11 protein-coding genes and 1 pseudogene are annotated in these 13,499 nt (G+C 71.9%); 5 read left to right on the top strand and 7 right to left on the bottom strand.

All coding sequences use genetic code 11. The features are described 5' to 3' along the window. Positions 1 to 7: 7 nt before the first annotated feature. A complete protein-coding gene (locus ABZX96_RS06940; RefSeq protein ID WP_355539062.1) occupies positions 8 to 766 on the top strand; it encodes a CoA pyrophosphatase in 759 nt (252 codons plus the stop codon). Positions 767 to 779: 13 nt separating this feature from the next. Continuing rightward, positions 780 to 1,979 (top strand): MarP family serine protease, encoded by a 1,200-nt coding sequence (locus ABZX96_RS06935; protein WP_355539059.1) that lies wholly within the window; start codon positions 780 to 782, stop codon positions 1,977 to 1,979. A 66-nt stretch (positions 1,980 to 2,045) separates the two neighbouring features. Here ABZX96_RS06935 and ABZX96_RS06930 read toward each other — a convergent pair whose 3' ends face one another. The 6 genes and pseudogenes from ABZX96_RS06930 to ABZX96_RS06905 all read right to left on the bottom strand — a co-directional run. Then, positions 2,046 to 2,243 (bottom strand): hypothetical protein, encoded by a 198-nt coding sequence (locus ABZX96_RS06930; protein WP_355539056.1) that lies wholly within the window; start codon positions 2,241 to 2,243, stop codon positions 2,046 to 2,048. A 281-nt stretch (positions 2,244 to 2,524) separates the two neighbouring features. After that, positions 2,525 to 3,451 (bottom strand): alpha/beta hydrolase, encoded by a 927-nt coding sequence (locus tag ABZX96_RS06925; RefSeq protein ID WP_355539054.1) that lies wholly within the window; start codon positions 3,449 to 3,451, stop codon positions 2,525 to 2,527. Next, positions 3,448 to 3,906: a phage holin family protein gene (locus ABZX96_RS06920; RefSeq protein WP_355539051.1), complete on the bottom strand. Its 459-nt coding sequence runs from the start codon at positions 3,904 to 3,906 to the stop codon at positions 3,448 to 3,450. Before ABZX96_RS06920 ends, ABZX96_RS06925 begins: the two co-directional genes overlap by 4 nt. A gap of 78 nt (positions 3,907 to 3,984) precedes the next feature. Beyond that, positions 3,985 to 5,379: a Na+/H+ antiporter NhaA gene (gene nhaA, locus ABZX96_RS06915; RefSeq protein ID WP_355539048.1), complete on the bottom strand. Its 1,395-nt coding sequence runs from the start codon at positions 5,377 to 5,379 to the stop codon at positions 3,985 to 3,987. A 293-nt stretch (positions 5,380 to 5,672) separates the two neighbouring features. Then, on the bottom strand, positions 5,673 to 7,637 hold the full coding sequence (gene acs / locus ABZX96_RS06910) for an acetate--CoA ligase (RefSeq protein WP_355539045.1): 1,965 nt from the start codon (positions 7,635 to 7,637) through the stop codon (positions 5,673 to 5,675). Between the two features lie 273 nt (positions 7,638 to 7,910). Next, positions 7,911 to 8,570 (bottom strand): annotated as a pseudogene (locus tag ABZX96_RS06905) (carbonic anhydrase); the annotation flags it as partial. A gap of 841 nt (positions 8,571 to 9,411) precedes the next feature. On the opposite strand from ABZX96_RS06905, the gene ABZX96_RS06900 reads away from it, so the two are divergent. Then, positions 9,412 to 9,759, top strand: coding sequence for a hypothetical protein (locus ABZX96_RS06900; RefSeq protein WP_355539042.1), 348 nt, complete (start codon positions 9,412 to 9,414; stop codon positions 9,757 to 9,759). 252 nt (positions 9,760 to 10,011) lie between these two features. After that, on the top strand, positions 10,012 to 11,271 hold the full coding sequence (locus ABZX96_RS06895; protein WP_355539039.1) for a hypothetical protein: 1,260 nt from the start codon (positions 10,012 to 10,014) through the stop codon (positions 11,269 to 11,271). Here ABZX96_RS06895 and ABZX96_RS06890 read toward each other — a convergent pair. Then, positions 11,252 to 12,286, bottom strand: a complete 1,035-nt coding sequence (locus tag ABZX96_RS06890) for an ATP-binding protein (RefSeq protein ID WP_355539036.1) — start codon at positions 12,284 to 12,286, stop codon at positions 11,252 to 11,254. The genes ABZX96_RS06895 and ABZX96_RS06890 overlap by 20 nt on opposite strands. Positions 12,287 to 12,387: 101 nt before the next feature. On the opposite strand from ABZX96_RS06890, the gene ABZX96_RS06885 reads away from it, so the two are divergent. Continuing rightward, positions 12,388 to 13,212 (top strand): oxidoreductase, encoded by an 825-nt coding sequence (locus ABZX96_RS06885; RefSeq protein WP_355539033.1) that lies wholly within the window; start codon positions 12,388 to 12,390, stop codon positions 13,210 to 13,212. Positions 13,213 to 13,499: the final 287 nt, after the last annotated feature.

Here is a 13,499-nt window from a genome sequence, read left to right as displayed (position 1 = left end):
GCGCGTGATGACCAGTGCACCGCAGCAGTACGGGGAGACCCGCGGATCCGCCGTCCGGGAGCCCTCCGAGCTCCCCGGCGCACCGGGCCTCCCGGACCCGCGGCAGGTGACCGTCAGCGCCGACGGCCTGCCGGAGTGGCTGGAGCCCGTGGCGCGGGTGGCGGCCACGGTCGAGCCGCGGCAGCTCAGCCGGTTCCTGCCGCCCGCGGGGGGCGGCAGGCAGTCCGCGGTGCTGATCCTTTTCGGCCACGGTGATCACGGTCCGGAGCTGCTGCTGATGGAGCGGGCGGGCACGCTGCGCTCGCACGCCGGGCAGCCGTCCTTCCCGGGCGGCGCGCTCGATCCCGAGGACGGCGACCCCGACGGGGACGGCCCGGTCCGGGCGGCGCTGCGCGAGGCGTGGGAGGAGACCGGCCTGGACCCGGCCGGTGTGCAGGTCTTCGGGGTGCTGCCGCGGCTGTACATCCCGGTCAGCGGTTTCGTCGTGACGCCGGTGCTCGGCTGGTGGCGCGAGCCGAGCCCGGTCAGCGCGGTGGACCAGGCGGAGACGGCGCGGGTGTTCACGGTCCCGGTGGCGGACCTCGCGGACCCCGCGCACCGGGTCACCTGCTGCCACCCCAGCGGCCACACCGGCCCGGCGTTCCTCGTCGAAGGGGCTCTGGTCTGGGGGTTCACGGGCGGTCTCATCGACCGGATCCTGCACTTCACGGGCTGGGAACGGCCGTGGGACCGCTCCCGGCAGGTCCCGCTCGACCGGCGCGCGTGAGACGGTGGCGGGCGTGAACGTCCTGGACATCCTGCTGCTGGTGGCGGCCGTGTGGTTCGCGGTCGTCGGCTACCGGCAAGGCTTCGTCGTCGGCATCCTGTCCGTGATCGGCTTCCTCGGTGGAGGGCTGGTCGCGGTCTACCTGCTGCCGGTGATCTGGAACGAGATCACCGACGACGCCACGCCGGGCACCTTCGCGGCCATCGCGGCGGTCGCCATCGTGATCGTGTGCGCGTCGGTGGGCCAGGCGCTCACCACCCACCTGGGCAACAAACTGCGCCGGTACATCACCTGGTCCCCGGCGCGGGCGCTGGACGCGACGGGCGGCGCGCTGGTCAACGTGGTGGCGATGCTGCTGGTCGCCTGGCTGATCGGTTCGGCGCTGGCCGGTACGTCGCTGCCCACGCTGGGCAAGGAGGTGCGCAACTCCAAGGTGCTGCAGGGCGTCTCCGAGGTGCTGCCGGAGCAGGCCAACACCTGGTTCAACGACTTCACCTCCGTCCTGGCGCGGAACGGCTTCCCGCAGGTCTTCACACCGTTCTCCAACGAGCCGATCCGCTCGGTGGCCCCGCCGGACCCCCGGTTGGCGGGCAGCCCGGTGGCGACCCGGGCCCGGAAGAGCATCGTCAAGGTCGTCGGCACGGCGCCGAGCTGCGGCAAGATCCTGGAGGGCAGCGGCTTCGTCTTCGCTCCGGGGCGCGTGATGACCAACGCGCACGTCGTGGGCGGCGTGTCGGAGCCGACCGTCCAGATAGGCGGGGAAGGCCGCACGTACGACGCCAAGGTCGTGCTGTACGACTGGCAGCGCGACATCGCGGTCCTCGACGTGCCGTCGCTGCCCGCCCCCGTGCTGCGGTTCGCCGAGGACGACGCGAGCAGCGGCGAGGGCGCCATCGTCGCGGGCTTCCCGGAGAACGGCGGCTACGACGTCCGCTCCGCGCGCATCCGGGGACGCATCCAGGCCGACGGCGCGGACATCTACAAGCGCGGCACCGTCCGTCGCGACGTCTACTCCCTGTACGCCACGGTCCGCGAGGGCAACTCCGGCGGGCCGCTGCTCACGCCGGACGGCGAGGTGTACGGCGTGGTGTTCGCCAAGTCGCGCGACGACGCCCAGACCGGTTACGCGCTGACCGCCGACGAGATCCGGGATGACATCCGCAAGGGGCGGACGGCCGCTCGGGCCGTCGACAGCCAAGGCTGCGCGATGTGATCTGATCACCGGCCCGGAACGGGCGGGCGGGGAACGACGGGGGTGGCGCGACCGCGGTCGCGCCGCTCAGCCCCTTGGGTGGCGCAACCGGGCGGTCATCCAGCGCGCCCGGCGGCGCAGGATGTGTGGAATGCCCAGGGGGTGAGCGAAGCCGGGAGCCACCGCGGACCGCGGGTCCGAGGTGCCCCTGTCCTGAGCTCCCGCGGCAGCGGCGTTGCTGCGGCGGTCGCGTGCCACGTCACGGTAGTCGTGCGTCCAGCCCATACCCTCGTCTCTGCCCGGGGTCCGGCGTCCGTAACCTCCCGGTGGCCCGTCAATTGGCCTATGCAAGGGGCAATTGGCCGTTCGTCAGACATGCGTTCGTATGCGACTGTAGGGATGCACCGGCGGCCCGCCAAGGCGGTCTTTCCGGACCGCGGGGAAAACCGGGGAAAGCCCGTAAGGGGACCGTCCCCGAGCCCGTACGGGCCCGTATCCGTACGGCCCCGGGTACCCCGCGCCCGCACGGCCCCGTATCCCCTACGGGCCCGTCCCGGAACCCACGCCTACCGATCCGGCTCCGGATCCTTCAGCCAGTTGATCAGCTCGGCGGAGAAGGCGACCGGGTCCTCCTCGTGCGGGAAGTGCCCGAGCCCGTCGAAGAGCCGCCAGCGGTAGGGCGCCTCCACGTACTCCCCGGAGCCGGCCGCGCTGCGGGTGCGCATCACCGGGTCCAGCGAGCCGTGCACGTGCAGCGTGGGCACCCGCACCGGCCACTTCATCCGGCGGTTGAACTGGATGCCGTCAGGGCGCGCCAGCGAGCGCACCATCCAGCGGTACGGCTCGATGGAGCAGTGCGCCGTCGAGGGGATGGCCATGGCCCGCCGGTAGGTGTCCACGGCGTCGTCGTCGGGCAGGCAGGGGCCCGACCAGTCCCGGATCAGCCGCCCCACCAGGGCGGCGTCGTCGGCCACGAGCTTGCGCTCGGGCAGCCACGGCCGCTGGAAGCTCCAGACGTACGAGCTGCGCCGGCTCTGCTGGAAGTCGGCGAGCATCGCCGAGCGCCAGCGGCGCGGGTGCGGCATCGAGGACACCACGAGCCGCCGCACCAGCTTCGGCCGCATCACGGCGGCCGTCCACGCCAGGTAGCCGCCCAGGTCGTGGCCGACGAGGGCGGCGTCCGGCTCGCCCAGGGAGCGGATGACGCCGGTGATGTCCAGGGCGAGGTTGGCCGGGTCGTAGCCGCGTGGCGTGCGGTCGCTGCCGCCCACCCCGCGCAGGTCCATCGCCACCGCGCGGAACCCGGCCTCGGCGAGCGCGGGCAGCTGGTGCCGCCAGGTCCACCAGAACTGGGGGAAGCCGTGGAGGAGGAGGACCAGCGGTCCGTCCCCCATCTCGGCGATGTGGAAACGGGCGCCGTTCGCCGCCACGTCCCGGTGCGTCCAAGGGCCCTCGGGCCGTACGACCGAGGCGGAACTGTCAGGAGCCGTCATACAGAGGAGCGTGTCACAGACTCCAGCTCGGGGTGAGCCTCGGTAACCGAACGCGGGTGCGGTTTGACGTTCTGCAGGACGGCGGCCGTCTCCTTGGCGGAGCTGATGGACTTCTCCGGCTTCTTGATCTGCTTGAGCTTGCTCACCGCCATCAGCGCGATCAGCCCGGCGAGCACGATGAAGGCGCCGCCCACGATCAGGAACGACCAGGCCAGCCCCAGCCCGAGGTTGTGGATGCCGTACGCCGCGGCGAAGCTCAGCACCGGGAGCGCGAAGACCCCCAGCACCCCGGCCACCGCGAACGCCGCGCCGCCGATGCCGGCGCGCTTCGCGTCCTGCCGCAGTTCTGCCTTGGCCAGCGCGATCTCGTCGTGCACCAGTGCGGACATTTCGGCGGTCGCCGCGGCCACCAACTGGCCGAGGCTGCGGTCCGTGCCCTCCGCGGCTGAGCTCATCGCCTTCATCCTCTTCTCTTCGCCGGGTTGTCTCCGGGGTGCTTCCGGGTTGTCTCCGGGTGTGCCAAGCCTCTCAGATCATGCCGGACCATCGTCTCCGGGCTCGGCGCCGGTGGCCACTTCGGCAAGGCGCCGGTGTTCGGCGGCCTTGGCCTCGTAGAGGGCGGCCATGCGGCGGTGGTACTCGGGCTGCCCCTCTTCGTAGACGTCGGGGATGCCGTCCTGGTCCTCGTCGCGGTTCTCGTCCTCGTAGAGCTTCTTGTACTTGTTGTCGCGCAGTTTGAGGAGGACGCTCGCGGCCACGGCGGCGATGAGCGAGCCGATCAGGACGGACGCCTTGACCTCGTCCGCCAGCGCCAGGTCGTCGGTGAACGCCAGCTCGCCGATCAGCAGGGACACCGTGAAGCCGATTCCGGCCAGGGAGGCGAGCGCGAAGACGTCCGGCCACTTCAGCTCGGGGTTCAGCTCGGCCTTGGTGAAGCGGGCGGTGAGCCACGTCCCGCCGAAGATGCCGACCGCCTTGCCGACGACCAGCCCCAGGACCACGCCCAGCGTCTCCGGCCGGGTGAACACCTCGCGCACGGCGCCGCCGGAGATCGTCACGCCCGCGGAGAAGAGGGCGAACAGCGGCACGGCCAGCCCCGCCGACAGCGGGCGGACCAGGTGCTCGATGTGCTCGCCGGGGGAGTGCGCCTCGCCGTCGCGCCGGTGGCAGCGCAGCATCAGGCCCATCGCGACACCGGCGATGGTGGCGTGCACCCCGCTGTTCTCCATCAGCGCCCAGATGACGACGCCGAGCGGCACGTAGACGTACCAGCCGCGCACGCCCTTGCGCAGCAGCAGGTAGAAGACGCCGAGGCCGACGACGGCGAGACCGAGGGCCAGGAAGTTGAGCTGCGAGGTGAAGAAGATCGCGATGATCAGGATCGCGAACAGGTCGTCCACCACGGCCAGCGTCAGCAGGAAGGCGCGCAGCGAGGAGGGCAGCGAGGTGCCGATGACGGCCAGGACGGCGAGCGCGAAGGCGATGTCGGTGGCGGTGGGCACCGCCCAGCCGGCCGGCGAGCCGCCACCGACGGCGTTGACGACGGTGTAGACGAGCGCGGGGGTGATCATGCCGCAGAGCGCGGCGACGACCGGGAGCGCGGCGGCCCGTGGATCGCGCAGTTCGCCCGCGACCAGTTCGCGTTTGAGCTCGATGCCGGCGACGAAGAAGAAGACCGCGAGCAGGCCGTTGGCGGCCCAGTGCTGGAGGGAGAGGTCCAGCCCGAGCGAGGCGGGCCCCAGGTGGAAGCCGCGCACCGCCTCGTAACTGCCGCCGAGGGTGTTGGCCCAGATCAGGGCCACGACGGCGGCGACGAGGAGGAGGACGCCGCCCACGGTCTCGGCGCGCAGCGCGTCCGCGATGAAGTTCCGCTCGGGCAGGGACAGGCGCCCGAGGAATATGGAACGGCGGGTGCGGGGGGCGGTCACGGAAGGCCTCCGGTTGTCGGCAGCTGGATACGGCTGTTGCAGTTGCCGACCAGACTTCCCGGCGCACCCCAGATTTTTAGCGCTTTGTTGACGCAGTCATTACTCTACCCGGGCGACGCAAGGAAATTCCTGGCATTCGTCATGTTAGGGGCATAACGGGCTCGCGGCCGTCGGAGAACGACAGAGGGGGCATCCGGCCTGGTGAACGGCCGGATGCCCCCTGCGCGGGCGCCTCGCGAAGGCGCCGGATCGTCAGTTCTTCCGCGCCGGCGCCTCGCGAAGGCGCCGATACGTCAGTCCTCGCTGCCCGCGCTCGGCAGCTTCGCCTGGATGAGCCGCATAACCGAGGAGTCGGTCAGCGTCGTGACGTCCCCCAGGTCGCGGTTTTCGGCCACGTCGCGCAGCAGCCGGCGCATGATCTTGCCGGAGCGCGTCTTGGGAAGCTCCGCGACCGGCAGCACGCGCTTGGGCTTGGCGATCGGGCCGAGCTGCCTGCCGACGTGCGCCCGCAGCTCCTCCACCAGGCCCTCGTCCTCCGCCGCGTCACCGCGCAGGATGACGAAGGCGCAGATGGCCTGCGTCGTCTGCGGGTCGGCGGCGCCCACGACGGCCGCCTCGGCCACCTTCGGGTGCGAGACCAGCGCGGACTCCACCTCGGTGGTGGAGATGTTGTGCCCGGACACCAGCATCACGTCGTCCACCCGGCCCAGCAGCCAGATGTCGCCGTCCTCGTCCTTCTTGGCGCCGTCGCCCGCGAAGTACCTGCCCTCGAAGCGGGACCAGTAGGTGTCGAGGTAGCGCTGGTCGTCGCCCCAGATGGTGCGCAGCATGGCCGGCCACGGCTCGGTGAGGACGAGGTAGCCGCCGGACCCGTCCGGGACCTCGTTCGCGTCGTCGTCCACGACCGTCGCGGCGATGCCGGGCAGCGGCACCTGCGCCGAACCGGGCTTGGTCTCCGTGACGCCCGGCAGCGGGCTGAGCATCATGGCACCGGTCTCGGTCTGCCACCAGGTGTCCACGACCGGGGTGCGGTCCGCGCCGATGTGCTTGCGGTACCAGACCCACGCCTCGGGGTTGATCGGCTCGCCCACCGACCCCAGGACGCGCAGGCTGGACAGGTCGAACTTGGCGGGGATGTCGTCGCCCCACTTCATGCACGCGCGGATCGCGGTGGGCGCGGTGTAGAGGATCGTGACGCCGTACTTCTGGACGATCTCCCACCAGCGGCCCTGGTGCGGGGTGTCGGGCGTGCCCTCGTAGAGCACCTCCGTCGCGCCGTTGGCCAGCGGTCCGTAGGTGATGTACGAGTGGCCGGTGACCCAGCCGATGTCGGCGGTGCACCAGTAGACGTCGGTCTCCGGCTTGAGGTCGAAGACGGCGTGGTGGGTGTACGCCACCTGGGTGAGGTAGCCGCCCGTGGTGTGCAGGATGCCCTTGGGCTTCCCGGTCGTCCCCGAGGTGTAGAGGATGAACAGCGGGTGCTCGGCGTCGAACGCCTCCGGCGTGTGCTGATCGCTCTGCCGTCCGACGACGTCGTGCCACCACACGTCGCGCCCCTCGGTCCAGCCGATGCCCTCCTGGGCGGTGCGGCGGACGACGAGGACGGTGCGCACGTTCTCCGTGCCGGGCCGGGTGAGCGCCTCGTCCACGGCGGGCTTGAGGGCCGATGGCTTGCCGCGGCGGTAGCCGCCGTCCGCCGTGATCACCACGCGGGCGTCCGCGTCGTTGATGCGGGTGGCCAGCGCGTCGGCGGAGAAGCCGCCGAAGACGACGGAGTGCGGCGCGCCCAGGCGGGCGCAGGCCAGCATGGCGATGACCGCCTCGGGGATCATCGGCAGGTAGATCGCGACCCGGTCGCCGGCTTTGACGCCCAGCTCCGTCAGGGCGTTGGCGGCCCGGGAGACCTCGCGCTGGAGCTCGGCGTAGGTGATGCTGCGGCTGTCGCCGGGCTCGCCCTCGAAGTGGATCGCGACGCGGTCGCCGAGGCCGTTCTCGACGTGGCGGTCCACACAGTTGTAGGCCACGTTGAGCTTGCCGTCGGCGAACCACTTGGCGAACGGCGCGTTCGACCAGTCGAGCGTCTGCGTGGGCTCGTTCGCCCAGGTCAGGCGCTTGGCCTGGGTCGCCCAGAAGCCCAGCCGGTCCGCCGCGGCCTGTTCGTACGCCTCCGCGGTGACATTGGCGGCGGCGGCCAGGTCGGCGGGCGGAGCGAACCGCCGCTCCTCCTTCAAAAGGTTGGCCAGGCTTTCGTTGCTCACGACATCTCCCATTCCCAGGGCGTCCGATGTGTCCCAGGCCATAGCTCATCAGCCCACGGCCCGCCCTGACAAGGGTTGTTGGGAAAAATTGGTGTAGACCTGTCTGATTTTGCAGGTCAGAGGTCGTTCGCGGGGACGGGCCAACTCGTTCGGGTGCGTGGGGAGCGGGTGGTTCGCGGTAGTTGCTTTGCGTGAGAAGGGAGTTGAGGGGGAGTACGGGCGTATGTGCGCCCATGTGACGGAATGATGGATTCCCTCCCGCTGTGCCGTGGCTCAGGCCGTCACGGCGGGGTGGTCGGGACGCACGGCCAGGAAGTGGCCGGTCCGCCGGTCGAGCAGGTACGTCTGCGCCTCCCCGACGTGGAAGTACATGCCGTACAGGGCGAGCGCGCCCTCGGCGGCCCGGCGTGCCACGCACGGATGGCTCATCAGGTGATCGAGCTGCTGCATGACGTTGACGAGGGCGAGCCGTTCCACGTCGTCGGCCACCGGACGCTCGGCCAGCGCCACTTCGCCCCTGCCGAGCCGCCCGATGCGTTCCATGCGGGCCAGGCTCGGGCGGCCGTGCCGCAGCCAGCGCGCCAGAGGGGTCGCCGCCCCCGCCTCATGGCGGGTGCTCAGCAACGCCTGCATCGCGCCACAACCCGAATGCCCGCATACGGTCACAGAGCCGACCTTCAGCACGTCGACGGCGTACTCGACCGCCGCGGCCACGGAGTCGCAGGCCGTCGCGTCCCCAGGGGGCGGCATGAGGTTGCCGACGTTGCGGACGGTGAACAGGTCGCCCGGCCCGCTGCTCGTGATCATGCTGGTGATCAACCGCGAGTCGGCGCAGGTCAGGAAGAGGTGCGCGGGCCGCTGCCCGTCCCGCGCCAGCCGCGCCAACTCCGCCCGCACGAGGGGGGCCGTGGCGCGCTGGAAGGTGCTGAGTCCGCCCAGCAGCTCGCCGTCACCGGAACGCGGGGCGGAGGGGGCCACGGTGGGGAGGGGAGTCCGGTGGTGAGCGCGCCACGGGGTCCAGGGGTGGTGGGCGCGGTGGCCCGGGGGATGGGCGAGGGGTGTGCCGGTCGGCTCGGTGGGGGCGTCCGTCCCGGGCGGGACCGGCGTGGGCGGGTGCGCCTGCGCGGGGGGTGGCGGGGAAGGTGCTGCGGGGGAGAGGGCCGCTGGGGGCGGCGGGGGTGAGAGGGGCGCCGGTTCTCGGACGAGGGGCCGTTCGAGCGTGGTGGTCGTCGTGTGCCGGGCCCGCGCCCGGCGGTACGGCGCGAGGAGGGCGGCGGTCGCGAGCCACCCGACGAGGCTGCCGCCGGCGGCAGCGGCGACCGGGCCGGTGCCCAGCAGCGCTCCGGCGGTCAGGGCCAGGGCCAGGGAGAGCGGTACGGCGATCAGGAGGGCGAGCGGCGAAGGGGCCGCCCTGAAGCGCCGGGCGGCAGGCCGGGGTGGTCGGCGCGGGGAGCGGTCCGCCGGGGCGGGTGTCCCGGAGATGGCGCCATCTGGCGGCCCGTGCGTGCGCGAGGGCCCGTGGGGTCGGGACGTGTCGGGCGAAGCCCCCGGCGTGGCGGGTGGCCATACGGCGTCGGAGGGCGGCGTGGCGGGTGGCCTTTGGGCGCCGGGCGATGACACGGCCGATGGCTCGTCGACCTCGGGGAACAGTGCCGCCGGCGGCTCTTCGACCTGGGGCGTCGGCGCCACGGCTGCGGACGGCGGGGCTACGAGCAGCCCGTCGGCCTCGGACGGCAGCGGCACGAGCGGCCCGTCGGCACCGGAGGACAGCGCCATGAGCGGCCCGTCGACCTCGGACGACCCGGGCATGCGGATGACGACATCCGGGCGGGCCGCCTCGGCCGGGGGAGGCTCGCCGGACGCGCCGGACGCGCCGGACGCGCCGGACGCGCCGGACGCACCGGACGCACCAGCCACCCCGGACGGCGAAGGCGCCGCGGCTCCGGGAGCCGCCCCGGGCGGCGCCGGTGCCGGAGGCGCGGGCGGGGCCCCGGCCGTTCGGCCCGGTGGGGCCGTCTTCTTGCGTGACTTCCTGAACGACGGCATTCCCGTCTCCTCCGGGGCGACGCGGCCGGGCGCGGAGCTCGGCCGAGGGGCGGCGGTGTACTGCGGCGAGTCGTGAGGCGGTCGGCGGATGTCGCGGGGTGTGACCGCTCGGTGACTCTCAAGCGTCGGTAAACGAATCGTAATGACACGTAAAGCCCGAGAGAAGACCGTTCCTGCGTTTGGCGCACTTGTTCCGCCCTTCGAGTGAATGAGCGGTGAAGGCGCTTGTCTTTCATATGCCTTTTTCTGCCGCATGCGATGTTGGAAGTCCGATTTATCTGTTTTATCCCTCTTCGGGGTGTGCGCGGATCAAGGAACGAGGTGGCTGATGACAGCCGAGTGGAAGGTCATGACGGGCATCGTCGCGGCGGCCGCGCTGGCGGCCGTCAGCGGCTGCGCGGCGGGCACGAAGGACGAGGAACCCGCCCCGAAACGGCACCCGGTGGAACCGAAGGCCGCCGCGCCCGTACGGCTCATCGGCGACGGCTCCACGGCGTACACGGGCGCACAGCCCCTTCAGCCCCGGGCCGCACGGCTCAGACCCGGCGAACGTCCACCCCAGTTCGTGGTCTTCTCCTGGGACGGCGCGGGCGAGGACAGCCAGCGCCTCTTCTCCCACTTCCGCGCGGTCGGCCGGAAGTACCACGCGAAGATGACGTACTTCCTCAGCGGCGTCTACATGCTCCCGGGCGCCAAGAAGGACGTCTACGACCCGCCCCAGCACCCGCCGGGCGCGTCCGACATCGGTTTCAATGACATCAAGGGCATCAAAGACACCGTGGACCAGGTCCGCGGTGCCTGGCGCGAGGGCAACGAGATCGGCACGCACTTCAACGGCCACTTCTGCGGCCCGAACGGCGGCGTGGGCACCTGGTCGCCCGAGGAGTGGAAGAGCGAGATCCGGCAGGCGGTCTCCTTCGTCAAGAACTGGAAGACCAACGCCGGCCTGCGCGGCGAGCAGCCGCTGCCCTTCGACTACGGCAAGGAACTGATCGGCGGGCGCACCCCGTGCCTGGAGGGCCGGCGCAACCTCCTGCCCGCCGCCAAGGAGATGGGCTTCCGCTACGACTCCAGCTCCGTCGCCCGCCAGGTGTGGCCCCGGCGGGTCCAGGGCCTCTGGGACCTCTCGCTCCAGACGATCCCGGTCCCCGGGCGCGCCTTCGAGACGCTCTCGATGGACTACAACTTCCTGGCCAACCAGTCGGGCACCACCAAGGGCGACCCGGCGATGCACGCCGCCTGGGGGCGGCAGATGCGCGACGGCCTGCGCGCCGCCTTCGACCGGGCCTACAAGGGGAACCGCGCGCCGCTCGTCATCGGCAACCACTTCGAGTCCTGGAACGGGGGCACGTACATGCGCGCCGTGGAGGACACCATCAAGAACGTCTGCCCTCGGGAGGGCGTGCGCTGCGTGACCTTCCGGCAACTGGCCGACTGGCTGGACGCGCAGGACCCGTCGGTGCTGGCGAAACTGCGGAAGCTGGACGTGGGGGAGGCCCCGAAGGGCGGCTGGGAGCGCTATCTCACGCCCCCGGCCGCGCCCTCGGGGCCCGCCCCGGCGAAGCCCGTCAGGCAGGCTGCGGAGTAGCCACGTCCTCACCGAGCACGGTGGCCACGTCCTCATCGAGCACGGTGGCCACGTCCTCCCCGAGGACGAAGGAGGGATCGACCTGGGCCGCCAGGTCGGTCCCGGTCCGCGCGTTCGCCCAGCTCTCGGCGTTCTTCAGGTGGAAGTGCACCATCTGGCGCGTGTAGCGCTCCCAGTCGCGCCGCTCGTATGTGGCGTCCGCGGCCTCGTGTAGCGTCCGCAGCGCCCGCCGGTTGGGCTCCTCCAGGTCCTCGAAGCGCGGCGTCCGGCCCTTCTCCCGCGCCCGTACCCAGTCGGAGTGCTCGACGCTCACCAGGAGGTCCGCTCCCGCTTCGGCCCGCAGAAAGGCGAGGTCGTCCGGGCCCTGCACCTTGTTGCCGACGACCTTCAGGGCGACGCCGTAGTCCCGCGCGTATTCCTTGTACTGGCGGTAGACGGCCACGCCCTTGCGGGTCGGCTCGGCCACCAGGAACGTCATGTCGAAACGGGTGAACATCCCGGAGGCGAAGGAGTCCGAACCCGCCGTCATGTCGACGACGACGTACTCCTCACGGCCGTCCACCAGGTGGTTGAGGCACAGCTCCACCGCCCCGACCTTGGAGTGGTAGCAGGCCACACCGAGGTCCGAGGCGGTGAACGGACCGGTCGCCATGAGGCGGACGGTCGCGTCGTCGAGCCGTACGGGGCGGGCGCAGGCGTCGTACACCGGGTTGACGCCGCCCACGCGCAGCAGCCGCGACCCCTCGCCCGGCGGCGTCGTCTTGATCATGGCTTCGGCGGAGGTGATGCGCGGGTTGCTGCCGCGCAGGTAGTCCTTGATGAGGGGCAGTTGGGAGCCCATCGGGGGCAGCGCCGCGGCCTGCGCCTCGTTCAGCCCCAGCGCGACTCCCAGGTGCTGGTTGATGTCGGCGTCCACCGCGACGACGGGGACGCGGGCGGCGGCGAGATGGCGGATGAACAGGGAGGACAGCGTGGTCTTGCCACTGCCGCCCTTGCCTACGAAAGCGATCTTCATGTTCACCAACGGTAGTCGTACATGCGCGCCAAGTGACGATTCGGCGTGAGGAAGACCACTCCTTCGAGGGGTCCGCCCTGAGGGTGCGTAGGGTCGTACTCATGAGTACGACAGCCGATCCGCTCGCCCCTCTGGCCGCGCTCCCCGGAGTCGCCGAAGCGGTGGACTCCGTGCGCAAGAACGTCGACCGGGTCTACGGGCACCGGATCATGCGGCGCCGCAGCACCGAGGTCACCTCGGAGGCGGCGCTGCGCGGCGCCCGCGGCTCCGCGGCGCTCGGCGGGGCCGACTGGGCGCTCGAAGAGGTCCGGCGGCGCACCGACTTCGGCGTCGAGGGCGAGCCGCGGACGGTCGGCGCGGCGCTCCGGCTGACCGCGGAGGCCGGGCAGCTGCTCGGCGTCTGGCGGCAGTCGCCGCTGCGGGTCCTGGCGCGGCTGCACCTGGTGGCCGCGGGCGGGAGCGGGGTGCCCGAGGAGTCGGTGGGCCGGCCGCGGCTGGCCGGCGAGGCCGTGGACGAGCCGCTGGTGGGCCTGGCGCTGCCGGACGCGGACGAGGTGGCCGGCCGGCTGGACGGGCTGGCGCGGCTGCTCCTGGCGGGCACGCGGGCGCCGGCGCTGGTGGTGGCCGCCGTCGTGCACGGCGAACTGCTGGCGCTGCGTCCGTTCGGCTCGTACAACGGGCTGGTGGCGCGCACGGCGGAACGGATCGTGCTGGTCGGCAGCGGGCTGGACCCGAAGTCCATCTGCCCGGCCGAGGTCGGCCACGCGGAACTGGGCCGGGACGCCTACCTGGCCGCCCTCGACGGCTACGTTTCCGGGACGCCTGAGGGGATGGCGGCCTGGATCGCGCACTGCGGGCGCGCCGTGGAGCTGGGGGTGCGGGAGAGCACGGCCGTGTGCGAGGCGTTGCAGCGGGGCGCGGCCTGAATTCCGGGACGGGGGCACGATTCGGCGGCTGAAGGCGGGCGTGGTGGGCGGCGCGGGATCGTTTGTGCCGCGCCGTGTGGGATGGCGTTCCGGGCCCCGGTGGTCGTCGTTCCGTGCTTTGGCGGACAGCGTTCCGCGTCGCTCCGGCCATGGTCCGGCGCCGGGCTCCGCTCCGTCCGCAACCGGAGTTCCGGCCTCCGGAATTTCCGTGGGGCCCGGCGCGACGGTGGCGAAAATTCGCGCTCCGATGGCGGGTAGATTCCCCCGGCAATATTCCAGCGATAAAC

The organism is Streptomyces sp. NPDC003077 (assembly GCF_040611095.1).
Lineage (GTDB): Bacteria > Actinomycetota > Actinomycetes > Streptomycetales > Streptomycetaceae > Streptomyces.
The sequence above is the reverse complement of the archived record's forward strand: the minus strand, read 5'-3'. Positions and strand labels throughout refer to the sequence as shown.